The organism is Streptomyces sp. NPDC053673 (genome assembly GCF_055585225.1).
Map to the genome: position 1 here is coordinate 43,807 of NZ_JBVJKN010000017.1, position 20,841 is coordinate 64,647.

General features: G+C 71.5%; 22 protein-coding genes, 2 pseudogenes and 1 riboswitch. Of the genes and pseudogenes, 13 read left to right on the top strand and 11 right to left on the bottom strand.

Annotated elements, in window-relative coordinates:
• Positions 1–332 precede the first annotated feature (332 nt).
• The 3 genes from ACZ6ZQ_RS23510 to ACZ6ZQ_RS23520 all read right to left on the bottom strand — a co-directional run bounded on the left by ACZ6ZQ_RS23510 (position 333) and on the right by ACZ6ZQ_RS23520 (position 3,917).
• Positions 333–1,025: an SCO2322 family protein gene (locus ACZ6ZQ_RS23510; protein WP_469770459.1), complete on the bottom strand. Its 693-nt coding sequence runs from the start codon at positions 1,023–1,025 to the stop codon at positions 333–335.
• A gap of 86 nt (positions 1,026–1,111) precedes the next feature.
• Positions 1,112–2,371 (bottom strand): prenyltransferase/squalene oxidase repeat-containing protein, encoded by a 1,260-nt coding sequence (locus ACZ6ZQ_RS23515; RefSeq protein ID WP_469770460.1) that lies wholly within the window; start codon positions 2,369–2,371, stop codon positions 1,112–1,114.
• 92 nt (positions 2,372–2,463) lie between these two features.
• A riboswitch (cobalamin riboswitch) is annotated at positions 2,464–2,611 on the bottom strand.
• Between the two features lie 265 nt (positions 2,612–2,876).
• Entirely contained in the window at positions 2,877–3,917 is a 1,041-nt protein-coding gene (locus tag ACZ6ZQ_RS23520) for an MBL fold metallo-hydrolase (protein WP_469770461.1), read from the bottom strand.
• Positions 3,918–4,224: 307 nt separating this feature from the next.
• On the opposite strand from ACZ6ZQ_RS23520, the gene ACZ6ZQ_RS23525 reads away from it, so the two are divergent.
• The 3 genes from ACZ6ZQ_RS23525 to ACZ6ZQ_RS23535 all read left to right on the top strand — a co-directional run bounded on the left by ACZ6ZQ_RS23525 (position 4,225) and on the right by ACZ6ZQ_RS23535 (position 6,702).
• The gene (locus ACZ6ZQ_RS23525) at positions 4,225–5,712 is read left to right on the top strand and encodes an aldehyde dehydrogenase (RefSeq protein ID WP_469770462.1); all 1,488 of its coding nucleotides are present in this window, start codon (positions 4,225–4,227) and stop codon (positions 5,710–5,712) included.
• A complete protein-coding gene (locus ACZ6ZQ_RS23530) occupies positions 5,712–5,945 on the top strand; it encodes a ferredoxin (RefSeq protein ID WP_469770463.1) in 234 nt (77 codons plus the stop codon). The genes ACZ6ZQ_RS23525 and ACZ6ZQ_RS23530 overlap by 1 nt, the downstream gene beginning before the upstream one ends.
• A 229-nt stretch (positions 5,946–6,174) precedes the next feature.
• On the top strand, positions 6,175–6,702 hold the full coding sequence (locus ACZ6ZQ_RS23535; protein ID WP_469770464.1) for a hypothetical protein: 528 nt from the start codon (positions 6,175–6,177) through the stop codon (positions 6,700–6,702).
• Between the two features lie 115 nt (positions 6,703–6,817).
• Here ACZ6ZQ_RS23535 and ACZ6ZQ_RS23540 read toward each other — a convergent pair whose 3' ends face one another.
• Positions 6,818–7,207, bottom strand: a complete 390-nt coding sequence (locus ACZ6ZQ_RS23540) for a hypothetical protein (RefSeq protein ID WP_468807056.1) — start codon at positions 7,205–7,207, stop codon at positions 6,818–6,820.
• A 67-nt stretch (positions 7,208–7,274) separates the two neighbouring features.
• Between ACZ6ZQ_RS23540 and ACZ6ZQ_RS23545 the strand changes: the two are divergent.
• Positions 7,275–7,819, top strand: a pseudogene (locus ACZ6ZQ_RS23545) (transposase); the annotation flags it as partial.
• On the opposite strand, the pseudogene ACZ6ZQ_RS23550 reads toward ACZ6ZQ_RS23545, so the two are convergent.
• A pseudogene (locus ACZ6ZQ_RS23550) lies at positions 7,808–8,020 on the bottom strand (IS5/IS1182 family transposase); the annotation flags it as partial. The pseudogenes ACZ6ZQ_RS23545 and ACZ6ZQ_RS23550 sit on opposite strands and share 12 nt — an antisense overlap.
• A 193-nt stretch (positions 8,021–8,213) precedes the next feature.
• Between ACZ6ZQ_RS23550 and ACZ6ZQ_RS23555 the strand changes: the two are divergent.
• From ACZ6ZQ_RS23555 to ACZ6ZQ_RS23570, 4 genes are all read left to right on the top strand, one after another.
• Complete coding sequence (locus ACZ6ZQ_RS23555) at positions 8,214–8,576, top strand: sortase-dependent protein (protein WP_469770553.1); 363 nt, start codon at positions 8,214–8,216, stop codon at positions 8,574–8,576.
• Positions 8,573–9,181: a class F sortase gene (locus tag ACZ6ZQ_RS23560; RefSeq protein ID WP_469770554.1), complete on the top strand. Its 609-nt coding sequence runs from the start codon at positions 8,573–8,575 to the stop codon at positions 9,179–9,181. Before ACZ6ZQ_RS23555 ends, ACZ6ZQ_RS23560 begins: the two co-directional genes overlap by 4 nt.
• 90 nt (positions 9,182–9,271) lie before the next feature.
• Positions 9,272–9,763: an RNA polymerase sigma factor gene (locus ACZ6ZQ_RS23565; protein ID WP_469770465.1), complete on the top strand. Its 492-nt coding sequence runs from the start codon at positions 9,272–9,274 to the stop codon at positions 9,761–9,763.
• Positions 9,747–10,214 (top strand): hypothetical protein, encoded by a 468-nt coding sequence (locus tag ACZ6ZQ_RS23570; protein WP_469770466.1) that lies wholly within the window; start codon positions 9,747–9,749, stop codon positions 10,212–10,214. The genes ACZ6ZQ_RS23565 and ACZ6ZQ_RS23570 overlap by 17 nt, the downstream gene beginning before the upstream one ends.
• Before the next feature lie 199 nt (positions 10,215–10,413).
• Here the strand turns inward: ACZ6ZQ_RS23570 and ACZ6ZQ_RS23575 are convergent, their stop codons facing one another.
• Complete coding sequence (locus tag ACZ6ZQ_RS23575) at positions 10,414–11,103, bottom strand: TetR family transcriptional regulator (RefSeq protein ID WP_469770467.1); 690 nt, start codon at positions 11,101–11,103, stop codon at positions 10,414–10,416.
• Positions 11,104–11,311: 208 nt separating this feature from the next.
• On the opposite strand from ACZ6ZQ_RS23575, the gene ACZ6ZQ_RS23580 reads away from it, so the two are divergent.
• The 3 genes from ACZ6ZQ_RS23580 (at position 11,312) to ACZ6ZQ_RS23590 (ending at position 14,902) form a co-directional block, all read left to right on the top strand.
• Positions 11,312–12,625, top strand: coding sequence for a glycosyltransferase family 4 protein (locus ACZ6ZQ_RS23580; protein ID WP_469770468.1), 1,314 nt, complete (start codon positions 11,312–11,314; stop codon positions 12,623–12,625).
• A 460-nt stretch (positions 12,626–13,085) separates the two neighbouring features.
• Positions 13,086–13,823 (top strand): class I SAM-dependent methyltransferase, encoded by a 738-nt coding sequence (locus ACZ6ZQ_RS23585; protein ID WP_469770469.1) that lies wholly within the window; start codon positions 13,086–13,088, stop codon positions 13,821–13,823.
• Entirely contained in the window at positions 13,820–14,902 is a 1,083-nt protein-coding gene (locus ACZ6ZQ_RS23590) for a prenyltransferase/squalene oxidase repeat-containing protein (RefSeq protein ID WP_469770470.1), read from the top strand. The genes ACZ6ZQ_RS23585 and ACZ6ZQ_RS23590 overlap by 4 nt, the downstream gene beginning before the upstream one ends.
• Before the next feature lie 89 nt (positions 14,903–14,991).
• Here the strand turns inward: ACZ6ZQ_RS23590 and ACZ6ZQ_RS23595 are convergent, their stop codons facing one another.
• On the bottom strand, positions 14,992–15,285 hold the full coding sequence (locus ACZ6ZQ_RS23595) for a hypothetical protein (protein WP_453667555.1): 294 nt from the start codon (positions 15,283–15,285) through the stop codon (positions 14,992–14,994).
• 125 nt (positions 15,286–15,410) lie between these two features.
• Between ACZ6ZQ_RS23595 and ACZ6ZQ_RS23600 the strand changes: the two genes are divergently transcribed.
• Positions 15,411–15,980: a hypothetical protein gene (locus ACZ6ZQ_RS23600; protein WP_469770471.1), complete on the top strand. Its 570-nt coding sequence runs from the start codon at positions 15,411–15,413 to the stop codon at positions 15,978–15,980.
• 303 nt (positions 15,981–16,283) lie between these two features.
• Here ACZ6ZQ_RS23600 and ACZ6ZQ_RS23605 read toward each other — a convergent pair whose 3' ends face one another.
• The 4 genes from ACZ6ZQ_RS23605 to ACZ6ZQ_RS23620 form a co-directional block, all read right to left on the bottom strand.
• Positions 16,284–17,294 carry an LLM class F420-dependent oxidoreductase gene (locus ACZ6ZQ_RS23605; protein WP_469770472.1) on the bottom strand — a complete coding sequence of 337 codons (1,011 nt, stop codon included), beginning with the start codon at positions 17,292–17,294 and terminating at the stop codon, positions 16,284–16,286.
• Between the two features lie 164 nt (positions 17,295–17,458).
• The gene (locus tag ACZ6ZQ_RS23610) at positions 17,459–18,301 is read right to left on the bottom strand and encodes a hypothetical protein (RefSeq protein ID WP_469770473.1); all 843 of its coding nucleotides are present in this window, start codon (positions 18,299–18,301) and stop codon (positions 17,459–17,461) included.
• A gap of 164 nt (positions 18,302–18,465) precedes the next feature.
• Positions 18,466–19,392: an N-acetylmuramoyl-L-alanine amidase gene (locus ACZ6ZQ_RS23615; protein ID WP_469770474.1), complete on the bottom strand. Its 927-nt coding sequence runs from the start codon at positions 19,390–19,392 to the stop codon at positions 18,466–18,468.
• Between the two features lie 33 nt (positions 19,393–19,425).
• On the bottom strand, positions 19,426–20,088 hold the full coding sequence (locus ACZ6ZQ_RS23620; protein WP_469770475.1) for a class I SAM-dependent methyltransferase: 663 nt from the start codon (positions 20,086–20,088) through the stop codon (positions 19,426–19,428).
• A 297-nt stretch (positions 20,089–20,385) separates the two neighbouring features.
• Here ACZ6ZQ_RS23620 and ACZ6ZQ_RS23625 point away from each other — a divergent pair.
• On the top strand, positions 20,386–20,841 hold a 456-nt coding region (locus ACZ6ZQ_RS23625), incomplete at its 3' end, for a Scr1 family TA system antitoxin-like transcriptional regulator (protein WP_469770476.1).

The following is a 20,841-nucleotide window of genomic DNA, read 5'->3' on the forward strand; positions in this document are numbered from 1 at the left end:
GTCGTCCTCCGGCGTCGCCGGACGGGCCGGAAACGCGCTGTCCTCGTGAGCGCGGCCGGTGTGTCCGTCCGCAGGCGTCGTCGGGCGGGCTGGAGACGTGCCGTCTTCAGGCGTCGCCGGACGGGCGAGGAACGTGTCGTCCTCCGGCGTCGCCGGACGGGCCGGAAACGCGCTGTCCTCGTGAGCGCGGCCGGTGTGTCCGTCCGCAGGCGTCGTCGGGCGGGCTGGAGACGCGCCGTCGTCGTGGACGCGGCCGGTGAGTCCGTCCTCAACCGCCGGACGGGCTTGACGTGTGCGGTCGGTACCGGCGCGGCGGCCGGGGTTCGGCGGGGTCATCCGCGGCGGCGGCGGGACTGCCAGAACGCCGCCACGCCCAGCGCGAGGACCGCGGCGACGCCCGCGAGGAGGCCGAGCGAGGGGCCGCTGCCGGTCGCCTTGGACGCCTCGGCAGGCGCGGAGGCGGACCCCGGGGAGGACTGCGAGGAGGACTGCGGGGACGCTGTCGTCGACGGGGCGTCGCCCGACACCTGTTCGCCGCAGCCCGTCCTCGGGTAGCCGGAGATCGCGCACAGCAGCGCATCCGTGTTGTAGCGCAGGGGCTCGGCCACCGCGGCGAGGGCTTCCGCGCTGGTGGCGTCGGGACGGACCTGCGCACAGCCGGTGCGGGGGGCGGGCGGCGTCTCGCCCCCCGGCGCGTCGGCGGGGGTGCCGAAGTCGACGACCACGCCGACGCGTTTGGTGCCGGCCTTCGCGGGGGTACCCGCGCACAGCTCGGCGAAGCCGGGCGCGGTCCGGGGCTCGGCCGAGTCCTGGGAGTCCGCGCTGACGGAGAAGCGGAAGCCGTCCACCGTGCCATCGGCCGGCCGGGCCGTGGCCGGGCCCTGGGTGGCGTACGCCCAGGCCCCGCCGTCGGACTGCCAGAACGACCAGTACCGGTAGCCCGCCGCCTGCGCAGACCCCGCGCCGCCCAACACGGTGAGCGCGACGCCGAGGGAGAGGACGAGCGCGGTCAGTCGTGCAGGCACGACCGCGCCCACCCCTGCGCGTATCCCGTACCACCGCGCACCGCGGGCGCGGGTGCGGGGGCGAGTGCGGTCGGTCGCCCCCGGCATCACTGCTGCTGGTTCTTCCGGCGACCGCTGATCAGAAAGCCGATGCCCGCGCCGGCCGCGACACCCGCGCCGACGATCCACCAGATACCGGCGCTGTCGCCGCCCTTGTCCGTCTCGTCGTCGGAGTCGCCCTCGCGCGGCTGGGGCGTGGCAGTGTCCGTGGCTGTGGGCGCGGGGCCGGTCGCGTTCAGCTGCTCGACCAGGTCGGCACCGCCGAAGTCGCGCGGGTCGGCACCGGACGCGTGCGCGGCGAGGATGAGCTGCGCGTACGCGGCAGGTCCGGCGTCCTTCGCCCAGGCGGCGGAGTTCTTCTCCAGCCAGGCCACCGCACCGGCCGCCTTGTCACTGTGCCCGGCGGCGGACAGGGCGAGCACCGCGTCCGCGGTGTTGCCGAAGTCCGGCAGCGGGGCCGGGTCGGTCGCGCCGGGCAGCGGCGGCGAGTCCAGGTGCCCGGTCTTCGCCAGCGCCTTCGTGAGGTACGCGGCGCCGTTGCGTGCGGCCTGCTCCGGAGTCGCCCTGGCCGGGGTGGCGCACTTCGGCTCACCGTCCGGCCTCGGGCCGCCGACGATCATGCCGCGGCCCAGTCCGCCGAGCACCGCCGCCGCCGTGGCGTCGCCGTTCGCGAGCAGCTTGCCCGCCTTGTCCGGCTGGTACGCGAACGCCCCGCCGCCCGTCGCGTCGGCACACGGGATCGCGAAGGAGACGAGTGCGTCGTAGGGGGTCCTGCCGTCCTTCGACTTCACGTCGCCCGGCTTGGCCTGCGCAGCGGCGAAGGCGCCGATCACGATCGACGTGGAGTTGGCGTCGGACGGCATGCCCGGGTTGTAGCTCCAGCCGCCGTCGGCGTTCTGCACGGACTTCAGCCACTCGAGGCCCTTGTTGACGGCGTCCTGGTGCCCGCCGAGGGCGCGCAGGGACTGCACCGCGGCCGCCGTTGCGTTGGTGTCCAGCATCGTCTTCGCGTCGCACGGCTTGCTGACATCCGCGCGGTACGAGGCGAAGCCGCCGTTCGCGCACTGCTGCCCGGTCAGCCAGTCGACGGACTTCGCGGCGGGCACGGTCCGCATGACGTCCTGCGCGAGCAGCGCCAGCGACTGCCGCCAGACACCGTCGTACGTCGGGTCCTTCGTGCCGTACAGCCCGGCCGGGATCGTGGGCGAGGGAGAAGGGGTGGGCGCGGCCGTCGCGGCCGGGGCACCGGCCACGCAGAGCACGGCGGAAGCGGCGGCGAGTGCTGCTGCGCTGCGGCGAACGGTCATGGCGGACTGTGCCTCTCCTGTCGGGAGCCGGGCACAGGCACGCTGAGGCACCAGGCTCCGGCGCCGTATACCTCGACGGTGCCGGCCACCGGGCGGTCCCGATGGCGCGAGCCGGTCACTCCGGTACGAGGCATTCCGACTCACCGCCTGCGACGGCGGCTCACGGTTGCGGGTCAGTGCCGGATTTGCACCGGCTTCCCCCCGTACGGTGTGATGACGACTCGCACACTCTACCGGTCCGTATTCCGGGCCCCCGGGACGGTCGGCGCCATGGGCGGGCGGGCTAGCGGCCGGGCGCACGGCCGGGCGTGCGGTCTGTCCCGGTGGTCCGGGTCGCGGTTCGGGGTCGCGGTCTGCCCCGCGGTCCGGGCCCGTCGACATGGTGTCGCGGTCCGGGGCGGTCGACATGGGTCGTCGACGCAATGACCGCCATGACGTGCACGCTGACGGGCCCGCGCGGAAGCGCCCGCCGGAATGCCGCCACCCGGGCCGACGGGGACGGGCGTCAGCGAGCCACCACGTACGCCACCGGATCACTGCCCGCCACCGCCTCCGCCCGCCCCAGCTTCACCAGGCGGCGCACATGGGCCTCCGCCTCCGAGACCGCGATGTTCCGTGAGCCGTAGGGGATCTGCTCCCAGGGGCGGTTCCACTCCATACGCTCGGCAAGCTGCCACGGAGTGAGCGGCGCGGCGAGGAGTTCCAGCAGTCCGCCGAGCCGCTCCTCGTGGTGGGCCAGCAGCTCACGGACTCGTGCGGGGGCGTTGGTGAAGGCGTGCTGGTGCGCCGGGAGGACCTCGGCGACGCCGAGGCGGCCCACACGCTCCAGGGAGTCGAGGTAGTCGCCGAGCGGGTCGGTGACGGTGGAGTCGCCGGGGTCTTCGTAGAGGCCGATGTGCGGGGTGATCCCCGGCAGCAGGTGGTCGCCGGAGAAGAGCCGTCCGACGCCGGGGAGGTTCGCCGGATGCTCCTCCTCCAGGTGCAGACAGACGTGCCCGGGGGTGTGGCCGGGCGTCCATATCGCGCGCAGCCGACGGCCGGCCAGGTCGACCAGCTCCCCGGGAACGATCTCCCGGTCGGGCAGGGCGGCCCGGAGCCCGGGCAGGGTGCGAGTCCGGCCTTCGGCGCGCGCCGCGCGCAGCGGGGCGAGATGCTCCTCGGGGGCGCCGACGGCGGCGAGCTTGTCGGCCAGGTAGTCGAGCCAGGCGCCGGGCTGTGCCTCCCGGGTGCGGCGTACGACGGCGGTGTCGGCCGCGTGCATCGCGATCCAGGCGCCGGACGCCTCGCGCACCTGACCGGACAGTCCGTGGTGGTCGGGGTGGTGGTGGGTGATGACGACGCCGTGGACGTCGGCCACCGAGGTGCCGATGGCGGACAGGCCCTCGGTGAGGGCCGTCCAGGAGGCCGGATCGTCCCAGCCGGTGTCGATGAGGACGGGGCCGCGGCCGGTGTCGAGGACATGGACCAGGGTGTGGCCGAGCGGGTTGTCCGGGATGGGGACCTGGAGGGACCAGACGCCTCCGCCGTGCTGGATCACCTGTGGCATGCGTCCTCGAATCTCCGGAGGCGGCAGGGGCATTGCTCACTATAACGAGAACTGATGGACCGTCAGAACGGTCCGGGAGAGTTTGCTGGAATCCCCGGCCCGGCTCTGGCGGAAGCTGCACGACGACAGTCTCGACGCCGATGACTGATGGGCCCATCGGCCCTCCTCCGTGGCCTGGCTTACTTGAACTGGAACTGGTATCAGTTCTGAAACAGTGTCAGAAGATCCCCAGTAGATCTCCGGCTGATCGTCCGGCAGGTCTCCGGCAGATCTCCGGCAGATCCCCGGTGTGTGGGAGGCGGACGTCATGACCGAGCTGGTCGAGCACGGAAAACTGTTCATCGGCGGGGAGTTGGTCGATCCCCTCGGCACGGACACCATCGAGGTGATCTCACCTCACACCGAGCACGTCATCGGCCGCGTCCCGCATGCGTCGCGGGCGGATGTGGACCGAGCGGTCGCCGCGGCCCGTGCCGCGTTCGACGACGGGCCCTGGCCGCGGACGACGCTCGCCGAGCGGATCGAGATCGTCGGCCGCATCAAGGACGCGATCGCCGTACGGCACGAGGAGATCGCCCGCTCGATCAGCTCGCAGAACGGCTCACCGTACTCCTGGAGCGTCCTGGCGCAGGCGCTCGGCGCGATGATGGTCTGGGATGCCGCCATCACCGTCGCCCGCGACTTCACCCACGAGGAGCAGCGCGCCGGCGTCCTCGGGCCCATCCTCGTGCGGCGCGAGCCCGTCGGGGTCGTCGCGGCCGTCGTACCGTGGAACGTCCCGCAGTTCGTCGCCGCGGCGAAGCTCGCGCCCGCGCTGCTCGCCGGCTGCACGGTCGTCCTCAAGCCGTCGCCGGAAACGCCGCTCGACGCGTACATCCTGGCCGACATCGCCCGCGAGGCCGGGCTGCCGGACGGTGTGCTGTCGATCCTCCCCGCGGGCCGTGAGGTCAGTGAGTACCTCGTCGGGCATCCGGGCGTCGACAAGGTGTCGTTCACGGGCTCGGTTGCCGCGGGCAAGCGCGTGATGGAGGTCGCCGCTCGCAATCTCACCCACGTCACGCTGGAGCTGGGTGGCAAGTCCGCGGCCGTGATCCTGCCGGACGCCGACCTCGACGCGACCGTTCAGGGCATCGTGCCGGCGGCCTGGATGAACAACGGGCAGGCCTGCGTGGCCCAGACCCGCATCCTCGTGCCGCGGTCCCGCTACGACGAGTTCGCCGACGCCTTCGCCGCGGCGGCCGGAGCGCTGGTGACCGGTGATCCGCTGGACCCGGCGACCCAGGTCGGCCCGCTCGTGGCGGAGCGGCAGCGGCAGCGGTCCCTCGACTACATCAGGATCGGCCAGGAGGAAGGCGCCAAGATCCTCACCGGCGGCGGCCGTCCGGCGGGTCTCGACCGCGGCTGGTACGTCGAGCCGACCCTCTTCGGAGGCGTCGACAACTCCATGCGCATCGCTCGCGAGGAGATCTTCGGACCGGTCATCTGTCTGCTGCCCTACGGGGAGGAGAGCGAGGCCGCGAAGATCGCCAACGACTCCGACTACGGGCTCAGCGGCAGCGTGTGGACGGCAGACGTCGAACACGGCATCGACTTCGCGCGGCGGATCAGGACGGGGACGTACAACGTCAACACGTTCAGCCTCGACATGCTCGGGCCATTCGGTGGATACAAGAACTCCGGACTTGGGCGGGAGTTCGGTCCTGAGGGCTTCGGCGCGTACCTTGAGCACAAAATGATCCATTTGCCGTCGACGTATACATCTGCCGCTGACGCGGCGGGCGGGAGCGAGATCTGATGGGTGACCGCTGGCATGTCGAGGTCGACCGGGGCGTGTGCATCGGCTCCGGGATGTGCGTGAACCACGCGCCGGACGGCTTCAAGCTGGACTCGGCCCGCCAGTCGCATCCGCAAGCCGAAGAGACCGACGCGAACGAACAGATCCTCGCCGCGGCGGAGGGCTGCCCGGTCGAGGCGATCCTGATCACGCTCCCGGACACGGGCGAGGCCGTTTTCCCGCCCGAGGACTAGTGCCCCCGCCCGGGGAAGGTCCTGTCCCCGCCCGAGGACCAGCTCTTTCCCCGGTCCGAGGATCAGCCCTTGTCCCCGCCTGAGGATCGGCCCTCTTCCCCGACCGGGAATCAGCCGTTTTCCCCGTCCGAGGATTAGCCCGTGCGAACAGCGGCGCGAGCACCCGTGCCAGACTGCTCCCATGATCGTGTGGGCAACGGGCCCGCGCGCGGCCCGGATTGGGAGACTTGTGCGCAAGGCGAGGTGGGCGGCCGCGGCTGCCGGTGTGGTGCTGCTGGCGACGGGGTGCGGCAGCGAGGGCGGTTCCGACGAGGGCAAGGGCGGCGCGGGTGCGTCCGGTTCCTCGTCCTCCGCACCGGCGGAAGCGGGCGGGAGCCTGGACGCGGCCGCGGTGACCAAGGAGGTCGCGGACGCGGCCACGGCGGCCGGGTTCACCGAGAAGCCGTCGGACGACGTTCCGGCGAACCTCAAGCAGTGCATGGTCTCGTGGCAGGCCGACGACAAGAAGGCCGCCGATCCGACGAAGTCCTACGACGCGACGGTCGCGAACCTGACGAAGGGCGGCTGGACGGAGTCGCAGAACTTCGACCAGCAGGGCTCGACCATCAAGTCGCTCGACAAGAGCGGCTGGACCCTGAAGGCGAGCCGGCACGGCAAGGCCGGGACCTTCATGATGATCTCGTTCATCGCCACGGACAAGGGCCCCGAGTGCGGGAAGCTCTTCCAGGAGGACCTGGCGAAGAACAAGGCGTCCTAGACGATCAATTCCAAGGGATGCCTGCGGAGGGTGTGGGGTGGGCGGCGGCCGAAGCCACCGCGAGACGGTCAGGCGGTGGGCTGCCGGCCCTGGTTGTCGAGGTGGCAGCGGGCGGTCAGGCGTCAGGGTCGACTTCGGGGTGCGTGAACCGCACGGGCTTGCCCAGCGACCGGGCGTAGGCGATTTCGGCTCGGGTGCTGTCTCCGATGTAGTCGCCGACTACGAGCACCTCATCAGCGAGCCGGATCTTCGCCCGGTGCAGATCGTCGAGTCGAACCTTCAGCGCCTCGGCCTCGACGGGATCGGACCAAAGTTCGTGCGGCGACTTCATGTCACAGCCCGGTTTGACGACAATCTTTCCGGCTTTGGTCTCCCGCAGATCGGCCTCGTTCATCTCGGTCATGAAGCGGGTGGAGCCGCAGATCACGACGATACGCGGGAGGCTCAACAGCTTCTTCGCGTCGGCGAGCTTCTCCTCGGGGGTGAGCAGGTGCGGGTATGACACTGGTTCCTCCTGGTGTGGTCCAAGGGGTGCCTGCGGAGACGAGAATGAGGGTGTCCAAGATCGTTTTGTGACGAACGACGTGGACACCCTCGCGACAGCACTCTATGCGACGACCGACGACATGCTGAAGGAGCATCCCGACCTGGCGCCGTGGCGCCCGCCGGTCGGCATTACGCCCCGCCTGAGCGATGCCGAACTGGTCACCCTCGCCACGATGCAGGCCATACTCGGCTACACCTCCGAGGCCAAATGGCTCCGCCATGCCCGTGCCCACCTGCACCACCTCTTCCCCTACCTGCCCCAGCAGCCCGGCTACAACAAGCGGCTGCGCAAGGCCGCCGGTCTGATGCGAAGCGTCAACCGGACCCTTGCCACCACCACCTCGGTGTGGAGCGACGACGTATGGGCCGTGGACTCCACCCCGGTGGAATGCGGCCGCTCCCGCGAGACCGTCAAACGCTCCGACCTGGCAGGTTGGGCCGAATACGGCTACTGCGCCAGCCACAGCCGCTTCTTCTGGGGCCTGCGCCTGCACCTGGTCTGCACCCTTCAGGGCCTGCCCATCGCTTCGCCCTGACCGGGGCCAAGGCCGACGAACGCGAGACCCTCCTTGGTTCTGCGGTCACGGTAGAGATCGGCGTCGAAAGTGACCGGACGACCGCCCCGGCTGCCCTTCTTCTTGCGGTTGGCGGCCTGTTCCTTCTTCTCCGGGGTGACCGCCTTGATGCGGTGTCGTCGCAGGTGGGCGCGGTTGGCGCGGGACGAGTGCGCCTTGCCCGCGGCGACCGCGCCCAGCCGGGTGCGGGGTCGGCCGAACCTGCACGACGGCCTGACCGGCAGGCCCGGCTTGCAGGGGCCCGCACCTCCGTCGGCCGGGACGGGCCCATGGTGGCTTTGCCGTCTCTTTACAACCCGCTTCGCCGCCGCCTCGTCTCTCCGCTCGATCCGTCACTCAGCCCGCCGCGTACCAGAGGTACCGGGCGAACCGAAGAGAGAGAGCGATTCGATGCGCCGAACTGTCCTCAGTGCCCTTGCACTTGTCTGCACCGCCGTACTGGCGAGCACCGCGCCCGCGTTTGCGGACGGGCCGTCGCCCAGCCCGACCGCCACGGTCGCTCCGGCTCCGAGCGCCGAACCGACCCAGGCGCCGACGCCCGTCCCCTCGACTCCCGGCACGGAGCCGACCCGGGAGCCGGCCCCGGGCCAGGTCTCCGTGGTCCCGAGCGGCGCGCCCGACACCGGAGTGGCGGCGGAGTCCTCGGAGCCCGGGGTCGACGGCAAGCTGATCGGCGGGGGCGCTGCCGCGGTGCTCGTCGCGGGCGGCTCGGCGTTCTACGTCGTACGGCGCCGGCAGGCGACCGGGGCATGACCCCGCTCCCCAGGCGCGCTTTCACCACGGCGGCACTGGGCTCGCTGCTCGTGGGATGCCGCGGTTACGGGGGTGGTGAGGACGCGACCGCAGGCCCCAGCGGTTCGCGACGGCACCGGCCCTCCGCGAAGTCGGGCCAGTCCCTGCGGCGCTCGGTGCCGGTCGGGCTGCGCATCCCGGCCATCGACATCGACACCTCGGTCATACGGCTGGGCCTGGCGCCGGACGGCAGCGTGCAGGTGCCCCCGATCACGGCGCACGACCGGGCGGGCTGGTACCAGCACTCGCCGACACCGGGTCAGATCGGTCCGTCGGTGATCCTCGGCCATGTCACGGTCGGCGCGTATGGGGACGGCGTCTTCCGCCACCTGTCCCGCCTGCACCGGGGCGACCGGATCGAGGCGCGTCTGGAGAACCGCACGGAGGCGGTGTTCGCCGTCAGCGCCGTACGGACGGTCGCCAAGGCGGACTTCCCGGCGGACGACGTCTATGGGGACGTGAACCGCCCGGAGTTGCGGCTGATCACGTGCGGCGGCCCCCGTACCGGCGACGAGTACCGCGACAACGTGATCGTTTTCGCCGAACTGAGCGCCACGACCCCCTGATCCGCCCGCAGAACGGATCCCGGGCCCGAGGAACGTACGCCGACGGCCCGGCATCTTCTTCTCCGACGGCCCCCACGACCATGGAGAGCGTTGAATCGGTCCCGCGACAAGGCAGCGTCCGAGCTGTTCGCCGCCCTCTACCCGCGTCTCGCCGGCTGGTGCCGCCGTCTCGTCGACGACGACGAGACGGCCCACGAGATCGCCTCGGAGGCGTTCACCCGGCTCTGGGCCCGCTGGACGAAGGTGGAGGAACCCCGTGGCTTCCTCTACGTCACCGCGGCCAACCTCGTCCGGGACCACTGGCGCAAGCTGGAGCGCGAGCGCAAGGCCATGCGCCGCGTGACGTCGGAGGTCGCCGTCCGCCCCCACCCCGAACAGGCCGACCCGTCGGTGCGCCTGCTGGTGCAGTCGCTGCCGGAACGACTCCGCGTCCCGATCCTCCTCCACTACTACGCTGACATGTCGATCCGGGAGGTGTCCGTGCTGACCGGGCGCAAGGAAGGAACCGTCAAGGCCGACCTCCACGCGGCCCGCGAACTGCTCCGCGTCCACCTGAGGAGAAGCCTTGACCACACGCTTTGACGACGGCCCGGGTTACGGCCCCGACGACCCTCTCGCGGTGATCCTCCGGCCCACCTCCGACTACCTCGATCCACCCCCCGGCCGCTACGAGACGATCCGCCGCACCGCGACCCGCCGCCGAGTGCTCCGCGCAGCGGTCGGCGTCGGCCTGGCCTCCGCCGTCGCCGCCCTCATCGCCCTGCCGCTCCACCTGACGGCACCCGGCACACCCACCTCGCCGACGGTCCCGCTGGCCCCGCCGCCCGCGAGCAGCCCGACGCCGCCCGCGACCCCGCCGACGTCCCCGAGCCCGTCCGTACCGGCGACCCCGTGGACCGACGAGTTCCGCGCCCCGAGCAGCTCGACGGTCCGCCCCACCCGCGAACCTACGGCGGAACCGACTCCGTCACAGGAACCCACATCGCCACCGACATCGACCTCGGCGCGAATCGAGCCGCCGGCGAGCCGGTAGGAGCACGCCGAGCCCCTGGGCTGTCGCTCGTCCCGAGAACGGGATGCTCGAGCCGTTCCAGGTTGGCCGGGCCTACTTGCGTACCGCCCAAACCGTCTTGGGGTGGCCTCCGCCGTGCAATGCCCCCGCGCCGCCACCTTCGACATCACACACTGACCCACCGGTGACGCCGCCGGGCCCGCCCTTCGGGCGGACGACGCTACTTTGAAGACACTCCCTGGGCTCCCCGGCTCCGGCCGCGCACCGTCGGGGGCGCGGCCGGACCCGGACCCGGTTCCGTCGCCGGCGTCGTCAGATCGATCAGCCGGCACACCGTCTCGATGTCGATCTTCACCTGGGCTATCGAGGCGCGCCCCGAGAGCCATGTGATCAGCGCCGAGTGCCAGGTGTGCTCGATGACCCGGACCGCGGAGAGCTGCTCGGGCGTGGGGTCCTCCAGACCCATCGCGTCCAGGATGATCGCCGTCGTCTGGCGCGAGACCGTGTCGACCTCCGGGCTGACGCTGCGGTCGGCGAAGGTCAGCGCCCGAACCATCGCATCCGCGAGATGCGGCTCGCGCTGCAGGGCGCGGAAGGCCCTCATCAGCGTCTCCGCGACGCGCTCCGCCGCGCTGTCGGCGGCCGGGGGGCGCTTGCGCAGGGTCGTGTGCATGTGCTGGAGCTGGTCCTGCATGGTGGCCACCAGCAGATGAACCTTGGACGGGAAATAGCGGTACAGCGTGCCCAGCGCGACCCCCGCGGCCTCGGCGACCTCGCGCATCTGTACGGCGTCGAATCCGCCCCGGCTGGCCAGCTGCGCGCTGGCGTGCAGAATGCGGCGGCGCCTGGCCTCCTGGCGCTCCGTCAAGGGCGGGGACGCCGGGACTGGTGCCTTGGCTTCCGTGGTCATGTCTCCCGTTCCCCCGAGTTCCCGACGGCACAGCATGGCAGGGCCCCGCGCCGTGGCGCGAATCACCTGATCCAGGCCTTACAGCAGCGCTACCTGCCGGTAGATTCGGTGCTCCTTGAGCGATCAAGAACGATCAAGTCTGAAACTTGTTCTAGATTAGCGCGAGCGGTTACGCTCCGGCGAAAGTGGAGTGAGAAGGGGGCCGTGAGTGACCGCTGAGGCCATAGCAGCCGGGCCCCGTGCGGGCACCGTCGGCGGCGCCGACCGACCGCTGCGCATCGCTCTCCTCACCTACAAGGGCAACCCGTTCTGCGGAGGCCAGGGCGTCTACGTACGGCATCTGTCGCGCGAGCTCGCCCGCCTCGGCCACAGCGTCGAGGTGATCGGCGCGCAGCCGTATCCCGTACTCGACGGCGGAGTGCCGCTCACCGAGCTGCCGAGCCTCGATCTGTACCGGCAGCCGGACCCGTTCCGTACGCCCAAGCGCGACGAGTACCGCAACTGGATCGACTGGCTCGAAGTAGCCACGATGTGGACCGGCGGCTTCCCGGAGCCGCTGACCTTCTCGCTGCGGGCGCGACAGCATCTGATCGCGCGGCGCGGGGAGTTCGACGTCGTCCACGACAACCAGACCCTCGGGTACGGGCTGCTCGGCGACATCGGCGCGCCCCTCGTCACCACCATCCACCACCCGATCACCGTCGACCGGCAGCTCGAACTCGACGCCGCGGGTGACTGGCGTCGCCGCGCGTCCGTACGCCGTTGGTACGGCTTCACGCGGATGCAGAAGCGGGTCGCGCGGCGGCTGCCGTCCGTGCTGACCGTCTCCGGCTCCTCGCAGCAGGAGATCGTCGACCATCTCGGGGTGCGGCCCGAGCGGGTGCGGGTCGTGCACATCGGCGCCGACACCGATCTGTTCTCACCGGACGCCTCCGTCGCCGAGGTGCCCGGCCGGATCGTGACGACGTCCAGCGCGGACGTGCCGCTGAAGGGCCTCATCCACCTGGTCGAGGCGCTGGCCAAGCTGCGCACCGAGCGCCCGGACGCGCACCTCGTCGTCGTCGGCAAGCGCGCCGAGGACGGGCCGGTCGCCCAGGCCATCGAACGGTACGGGCTCGACGGCGCCGTCGAGTTCGTGAAGGGCATCTCCGACGCGGAACTCGTGGACCTGGTGCGCAGCGCGCAGGTCGCGTGCGTGCCGTCGCTGTACGAGGGCTTCTCGCTGCCCGCCGCCGAGGCCATGGCGACGGGCACGCCGCTCGTCGCCACCACCGGCGGCGCGATCCCCGAGGTCGCGGGCCCCGACGGCGAGACCTGCCTCGCGGTCCCGCCCGGCGACGCGGGCGCGCTCGCTGCCGGTCTCGGCCGCCTTCTGGCCGACCCCGCCCTGCGCCACCGCATCGGCTCCGCGGGCCGCGCCCGCGTCCTCTCCCGCTTCACCTGGTCCCGCGCGGCCCAGGGCACGGCGGACCTCTACCGCGAGGCGATCGCCGCACGCGCGACGACGGGCGGTGCGCGGTGACACTCCGCCGCTCCGCGCCACGTTCCACGTGCGCGGGCCTGCGGCCCACGGCCTTCGCACGCTCCGCGCCACGGGCTTCGGCCCGCTTCGCAGCCGCGGTGGTGGGCTTCGGGCCCACCGGCCCGGCTCGTGGGCACGGCCGGAACGTCAGCCGCTCCGCGCCGACGGCCTCTGGCCGCTCCGTGGCCGTGGCGACGGGCTCGTGTCCGGCCGTGGCGACAGGCGCGTGTCCGGCCGTGGCGACAAGCTCGTGCTCGGCCGCGGCGACACGCTCGTGCTCGGCCATGGCCACAAGCTCGTGCCCGGCCGTGGGCCCCGGGATCGCGGATCCCGCCGGGGCCGGGACCGGGGCGGCGTCCCGGCGCACGGTCCGTTCCGCGGGTGTGGGCCGCACCCCCGCGGACACTGCAAGGCGCGCCCCGCGCAGGGGCGCCGTTACCCATCCGGAAGGGCAGACCTCGTGCTGACCGTCGACTTCTCCCGCTTTCCGCTCGCCCCGGGCGATCGTGTGCTCGATCTCGGGTGCGGTGCCGGGCGGCACGCGTTCGAGTGCTACCGGCGCGGTGCCCAGGTCGTGGCCCTCGACCAGAACGGCGAGGAGATCCGCGAGGTCGCCAAGTGGTTCGCCGCGATGAAGGAGGCGGGGGAGGCCCCGGAAGGTGCCACCGCCACCGCGATGGAGGGCGACGCGCTCAACCTCCCCTTCCCCGACGAGTCGTTCGACGTCGTGATCATCTCCGAGGTGATGGAGCACATCCCGGACGACAAGGGCGTCCTCGCGGAGATGGTCCGCGTCCTCAGGCCCGGCGGCCGGATCGCCGTCACCGTGCCCCGGTACGGCCCCGAGAAGATCTGCTGGGCGCTCTCGGACGCGTACCACGAGGTCGAGGGCGGCCACATCCGCATCTACAAGGCCGACGAGCTGCTCGCCAAGATGCGCGAGGCGGGCCTCAAGCCCTACGGCACCCACCACGCGCACGCGCTCCACTCGCCGTACTGGTGGCTGAAGTGCGCGTTCGGCGTCGACAACGACAAGGCGCTCCCGGTCCGCGCGTACCACAAGCTGCTGGTCTGGGACATCATGAAGAAGCCCCTGGTCACCCGGCTCGCCGAGCAGGCCCTCAACCCGGTCGTCGGCAAGAGCTTCGTGGCGTACGCCACGAAGCCGCACCTGCCCAGCGCGGCAGGCGCCAAGTGACCTCACCCGGACGCACGGAGCATCTCGTCCTGCCCGGGGTCCTCACCGCCGAGCAGGCCGCCGAGACCGTCGCCGGCATCCTCGCCGTACAGCGCGAGGACGGCGCGATCCCCTGGTTCCGCGGGCACCACCTGGACCCCTGGGACCACACCGAGGCGGCCATGGCGCTGGACGCGGCGGGCGAGCACGACGCCGCCGCCCGCGCCTACGACTGGCTGGCACGGCACCAGAACGAGGACGGCTCCTGGTACGCCGCGTACCACGACGGCAACGCCGACCAGCCGACCGACCGCGGCCGCGAGACCAACTTCTGCGCCTACCTGGCCGTCGGCGTCTGGCACCACTACCTCGCCACCGGCGACGACGTCTTTCTCGACCGGATGTGGCCGTCCGTCTTCGCCGCGATCGAGTTCGTGCTGCGGCTGCAGCAGCCCGGCGGACAGATCGGCTGGAAGCGCGAGTCCCCCGAGGACGGCGGCGCACCCGTCGACGACGCGCTGCTGACCGGCAGTTCGTCGATCTTCCACGCCCTGCGCTGTGCCTTGGCGATCGCCGAAGAGCGCGAGGAGCCGCAGCCGGACTGGGAGCTGGCGGCCGGCGCGCTCGGCCATGCGATACGCCACCACCCGGAGCGCTTCCTCGACAAGTCCCACTACTCGATGGACTGGTACTACCCGGTCCTCGGCGGCGCCCTGACCGGCGCCGAGGCGAAGGCCCGCATCGAGGAGCACTGGGACGCGTTCGTCGTCCCCGGGCTCGGGGTGCGGTGCGTGCTGCCCAACCCGTGGGTGACGGGCGGCGAGAGCTGCGAACTGGCCCTCGCGCTCTGGGCGATGGGGGAGTCGGACCGGGCGCTGGAGATCCTCCAGTCGATCCAGCATCTGCGCGCCGAGGGCGGCATGTACTGGACCGGCTACGTCTTCGAGGGCGACCGGGCCATATGGCCGGAGGAGCTCACCACGTGGACGGCGGGGTCCCTGCTGCTGGCGGTGGCCGCGCTGGGGGGAGACGAGGCGACGACCGCGGTCTTCGGCGGGGAGCGCTTGCCGCGCGGGCTCGAGCCGGACTGCTGCGGATGAGGTTTCCGGGGGCTGACGCCCCCCGGACCCCTCTTGGGCGCCCCGGCCCCGTGGTGCGTGGCGCCCGCAGGCACGGGCAGCGTGGCGTGTCAGTGGCGGCGCAGGCGGCCTGCCACGGCGTGGCCGACCACGAGGTACACGACCGCGGCGAGACCGTAGCCCGCCACGACCCGCGCCCAGGCCTCGTCGAACGTGAACAGGTCGTGCGACCAGCCGGCCAGCCAGCGGGCCACGTCCTGGACGAAGCTCACCAGGTCATTGGCCCGGTTCGCGTCCAGCACGTACATCAGGATCCACAGGCCGAGGATGACGGCCATGACATCGGCGACAACGGTGATGATCGTCGCCGCCTGGTGACTTCCACTGCGTTGACGAAACGACATAACTATCGGGTTGCCGTTTCGCGTTAAACGAAACCGGTCGGACCGGTCGGGGTCACCCAAGTGGCGGAACGGCCGCTCCCGGGTGACGCTGGCGAGAGGTCTCGGGGAGGTCAGGGAGGTCTGCGATGTCCACTCCGGGTTCGGTTTGCGCTTCGGTTCCTGGTCCGGTACGCCGCACGGTCCTGGCGCTGTTCCTCTGCTGTGCGCTGCTCGTCCCTTCCGCCGCGTGCGGCGGGGGCGACGCGAGCGCGGGCACCTCGGCGACGCCGACCGGTTCCGTGGAGGCGCAGAAGTTCGCCAAGACCCGGTTCGTCGCCAATGCGGGCCTCGCGGCGGGCGCCACGTACCAGTGGATCATCAAGCCGTACCGTGAGGGCAAGTTCGAGCAGGGGGCGGATGGCCGGAAGTTCGCACTCGTCAAGGCGGGTCTCGCGGCCGCTTTCGCGTACAACAGGCTCAAGGCCGCGGTGAACAACGCCAAGGGCGACCCGCTGCTGTCGAAGGCCGTCGCGCCGATCACCGCCGGCATCGAGTCGCTGAAGGATCTCGGCACCAAGCTGCGCAAGGGCCAGGCGGGCGACGCCGACGTCGGCGCCTTCGAGAACGTCATCAACGAGATCAAGGACGCGGGCAAGAGCGCGGGTGCCGAGGTGAAGGACAAGGTGCCGTCGGCCTCCCAGCTCAGCGGCGGCTGACCGGCCGGACGGCGGGCCGGCCGTCCAGCCGTTCAGGAACTCAGCCCTTCAGCCCTTCAGCCGTCCAGGCTCACCAGTCGGATGAGCGATCCGTAGCAATCCCATGGCAGACTGTCACGTGCACGCCCGGCGCCCAGGCGACGTCGGGCACCCTCCTCGGTGGGGTCGCCAGACCTCACCGACCAGCGTCCGGAGGGACGTGCCACGAGGGCTGTCGGCTCCTGCCGTTCAGCCCAGAGCACGAAGGCGATTGGCTCACATCCCTGAGCAACACTGGGGATCACTAAGCCAATCAGAGACGCTTCAGCCGTTCAGCTCCGCCAGTACGTGCAGGGTGTGCGGGTCCGGGGCGGTGACCAGAAGGTCCGTCACCGGGCCCTTGCGCCACAACTCCAGCCGCTCCGCGATGCGTTCACGCGGACCGACGAGGGAGATCTCGTCGGCGAAGGCGTCCGGGACGGCGAGCACCGCCTCCTCCCGCCGGCCGTCGGCGAACAGCCGCTGGATGTGCCGGGCTTCGTCCTCGTACCCCATCCGCGCCATCAGATCGGCGTGGAAGTTACGGGCGGCGTGGCCCATGCCGCCGATGTAGAAGCCGAGCATCGCCTTCACCGGCAGCAGCCCTTCGGCGATGTCGTCGCAGACCTGGGCCCGGGCCATCGGCGCGATCACGAAGTCCTCCGGTGCCTCCTCCAGCGAAGCTTGGTAGACGTCCGTCCGCAGCGGTGACCAGTACAGCGGGAGCCAGCCGTCGGCGATCCGGGTCGTCTGGGCGATGTTCTTCGGCCCCTCGGCGCCGAGCAGGACCGGGAGCCCGGGGCGCAGGGGGTGGGTGATCGGTTTGAGTGCCTTGCCGAGGCCGGTGCCGTCCTCGCCCGCGTACGGGTGGGTGTGGAAGCGGCCGGCGAGCTCGACGGGGCTCTCGCGCCGCAGGACCTGCCGGATGACGTCGACGTACTCGCGGGTCGCGGTCAGCGGGCTCTTCGGGAACGGCCGCCCGTACCAGCCCTCGACGACCTGTGGCCCCGAGAGCCCGAGGCCGAGCATCATCCGGCCGCCGGAGAGATGGTCGAGGGTGAGCGCGTGCATCGCGGTGGCGGTGGGCGTGCGGGCCGCCATCTGGGCCACCGCCGTGCCCAGCCGGATACGGGAGGTGTGGGCGGCGATCCAGGTCAGCGGCGTGAACGCGTCGGAGCCCCAGGCCTCGGCGGTCCACACGGAGTCGTAGCCGAGGCGTTCGGCCTCGCGGGCGAGTTCGAGGTGGGCGGGGTTCGGGCCGCGCCCCCAGTAGCCGAGTGCGAGTCCGAGGCGCATACCCGCTCCTTTCTGACGATCCGTCAGTTCACTGCCGCGGGGCGACTGTACGACAACGACCCCCCGCCCGGAAGGGCGAGGGGCCGCGGTGTGCGGGGCGAGTGAACCTCGCCCCGGAGGAGACCGGAGGAGACCGGAGGAGAACCGAGCCCCGGAAGGGGGCGTCAGCCGCGCTGGATGCCGCTCGTGTCCTGAAGGACACCGCGACGGCCGTCCTGCGTCTGGGCCACCAGGCCCGGACCGCGCTGCTCGACCGCGAGGTACCAGGTGCCGGGCGCCAGCTCGGCGATCGGCGTCGGCGAACCGTCCTCCGCGTACAGCGGCCGGGCCACCGGCACCGCGAACCAGAACGGAGCGAAGTCGGCGGCCGGGGCGGGCCCGCCCTGCGGCTGCCCCTGCGCCGGACCGGGCTGGGGCTGACCCTGCTGGGGCTGGCCGTGCTGCGGCTGACCGGGCTGGGCACCGTACGGCTGCGGCTGACCCTGCTGCGCGCCGTACGGCTGCTGCTGGGCGCCGGGGTAGCCGTACCCGCCCTGCGGCTGCGCGCCGTAGGGCTGCGGGGTCTGGGGCTTCGGGGCGCCGAGCAGGGCGGCCTTCAGCTGCGGGACGAGCGGGGTGGCGATGGCGGCTCCGGCCAGCGCGATGGTGGCGAGCAGGCCCAGGATCGCGCCGGCGCCCAGGTCGGCCTTCATGTCGATGACCGTCCAGAACATCGCCCAGAGGGAGAAGACCGTGAAGGCGACGCCGAACTGGCCGATGTCCAGGCCCGCGACCTTGCGTCCCGGCGTGGCGCGGCCGGCGACGATCAGCAGTGCACCGATGATCCCGGCGATGTAGATGGACATCACCGTGCCGAGCGAGTCCCAGGCGTTCGGCAGGTCCGCGCTGGAACAGTCGATGCCGCTGGGGCAGTCGATGCTGGCGAAGTCCAGGAACGAGGCGATGAACAGCACCACCGCTGCTCCGATCACCACGCCATCGCCTCGAGTGAGGGAGCGGATGTTCACGTGTAGGTCCTTAATCGGTTGCGTCTCGTCGGGGCGGTCGTCGGTGCCGCCGGTCGGCGGTGCACGGCGTGAAGCTCGGGGGGTGACCCCCATCGTACGGATACTGTGCTTTCCCGGGGTGCCCCCGTACCCCCGGCCGGAAACGAATCTATCGCCTGCCGCATCTACCCGAGCAGGTAGGTGCTGATGCCGTCCGTGATTCCCTGCGCCGCCTTCTGCCTCCACTGCGAACTCGTCAGGAGGGCCGCATCCTTCGCGTCACGCATGTTGCCGCATTCGATGAACACCTTGGGCACGGTCGACAGATTCAGCCCGCCGAGGTCTTCGCGCACGTCCAACGCGGTGCCGTTGCCCACGTAGTTGGAGGGTGCGCTGCCCGTGGCGCGCACGAACTTCCCGGCGATGTGCTCGCCGAGCTCGCGCGAGGGGCCGACGATGCGGGTGGTGTCGGCGGCGCCCCCCTTCACCAGGGCGGGGAGGATCACATGGAACCCGCGGTTCCCACTGGCAGAGCCGTCCGCGTGGACCGAGATCACGGCATCGGCCGCGGCCTTGTTGCCGATACGGGCGCGTTCGTCCACGCACGGACCGAAAGGACGGTCATTGTCATGGGTGAATTGAACCGTTGCGCCCTGCTTTTCCAGCAAAGTGCGAAGACGGTGTGAAACATCGAGGGTGAATTCCGCCTCGGTGTAACCGTCATTCGTGGACGTGCCCGTGGTGTCGCATTCCTTGCGATTGGTTCCGATGTCCACGAGCTCGTTGATCTCGCGGGTGTGACGGAAATTGCCGGGGTTGTGGCCGGGGTCGATCACGACGACCTTCCCGGCGAGGGGGCCCTTCGCGGTGGAAGCCGTCGAGGACGCCGCCGGGCTCCCCGGCGGTGCGGCCGGCGCGCCCGCGGACGTCGAGGGCGACGCGGAAGCCGTGGGAGGCGTGGCCGCCCTGTGCAGGGGCGGGGCCTTCGGCGAACCGCTCTCCCCGGCGCATCCGGCCAGACAGGCCGCCGCGAGCGCGGCGACCGCGAGGAGAGCGCCACCGCGAACCGGGCGGCGGCGCCGGGAGGAGGGCTGGTTCTCGTCGTACGGCACGTCGCGATGCTAGGGGATGTCCGGCCCCGCGCCTCAGATTCCGTCCCCCGTGCGCCGCAGCACCCGCAGCGAGTCGGTCGCCGACACCTCGGTGAACGCGCCCGAGGCGAGGGCCCGAAGGTAGATGCGGTACGGGGCCTGGCCGGTCCATTCGTCGACCGGGTCGGGGAAGACGTCGTGGATCACCAGCAGACCGCCCTCGGCGAGGTGCGGCGCCCAGCCCTCGTAGTCGTTCGTGGCGTGCTCGTCGGTGTGCCCGCCGTCGATGAAGACCAGCCCGACCTTGCCGCCCCACACCTTCGCGACCTGCGGCGACCGCCCGACGACCGCGATCACGTGCTCCTCCAGGCCGGCCTTGTGAAGGGTGCGGCGGAAGGTGGGCAGCGTGTCCATCCGGCCCACTTCGGGGTCGACCACCGTCGGGTCGTGATAGTCCCAGCCGGGCTGCTGCTCCTCGCTGCCGCGGTGGTGGTCGACGGTGACGGCGACCGTCCCGGCCTCGCGGGCGGCGTCCGCCAGCAGGATCGTCGACCGGCCGCAGTACGTCCCGACCTCCAGCAGCGGCAGCCCGAGCGCCCCGGCCTCGGCCGCGGCCGCGTACAGCGCGAGCCCCTCCCGTACGGGCATGAAGCCCTTCGCGGCCTCGAAAGCGGCGAGGACCTCCGGCTTGGGGGCGGCGGTGGCGGCGGCTGCCATGGCGGATCCTCCGGCTCGTGCAGGTGTACTGGGCGGTCACATCGTAGGCAGGGGCAGGTCACGGCTTCGCGTCGCACCAGTCCCGGCGGGCCACAGGACATCCGCAGGATGCGCCGCAGATGCCGTGCCGAGTGCTCACCGACGGTGAGGCTCATGCGGTGGCAGCCCGCAATGTCCCCTGGTGAGTGGTCAGTTAAGTGATTCATGTCACCATCGTGGTGCTGTGCGATTACGCTCGGCTACGTACCGGAACGAACGCCGCACGGCGTGTGCTTGCGTGAGCTGGGGGACTGCCTCATGGCCAACATCCGCGATCTCGATCCGAGCGCCTCACCGCTGGACTACTACGGCTCGGAGCTGCGCAGGCTGCGCGAGGAGGCCGGGCTGAAGCAGGGCGAGCTGGGTGGCTGCGTCTTCTGTACGGGGTCGCTGATCGGCCAGATCGAGACGGCGAGGAAGGTGCCGACGCGGGACTTCAGCGAGCGGGTGGACGCGGCGCTGGGGACGGGCGGGGTGTTCTCGCGGCTGGTGGGGCTGGTGCTGAGGAGCCAGTTGCCGAACTGGTTCCAGGCGTACGCGGAGATGGAGGCGAAGGCGGCGTACATCTCCACGTTTCAGCCGCAGTTGGTGTACGGGCTCTTACAGACGAAGGAGTACACGCGGGCGGTGCTGGGCGTACGGGACGAGAGCAACCTCGACGCCAGGGTCGCGGCTCGCATCGAGCGGCAGCGCATCCTGGAGCGCGAACACCCG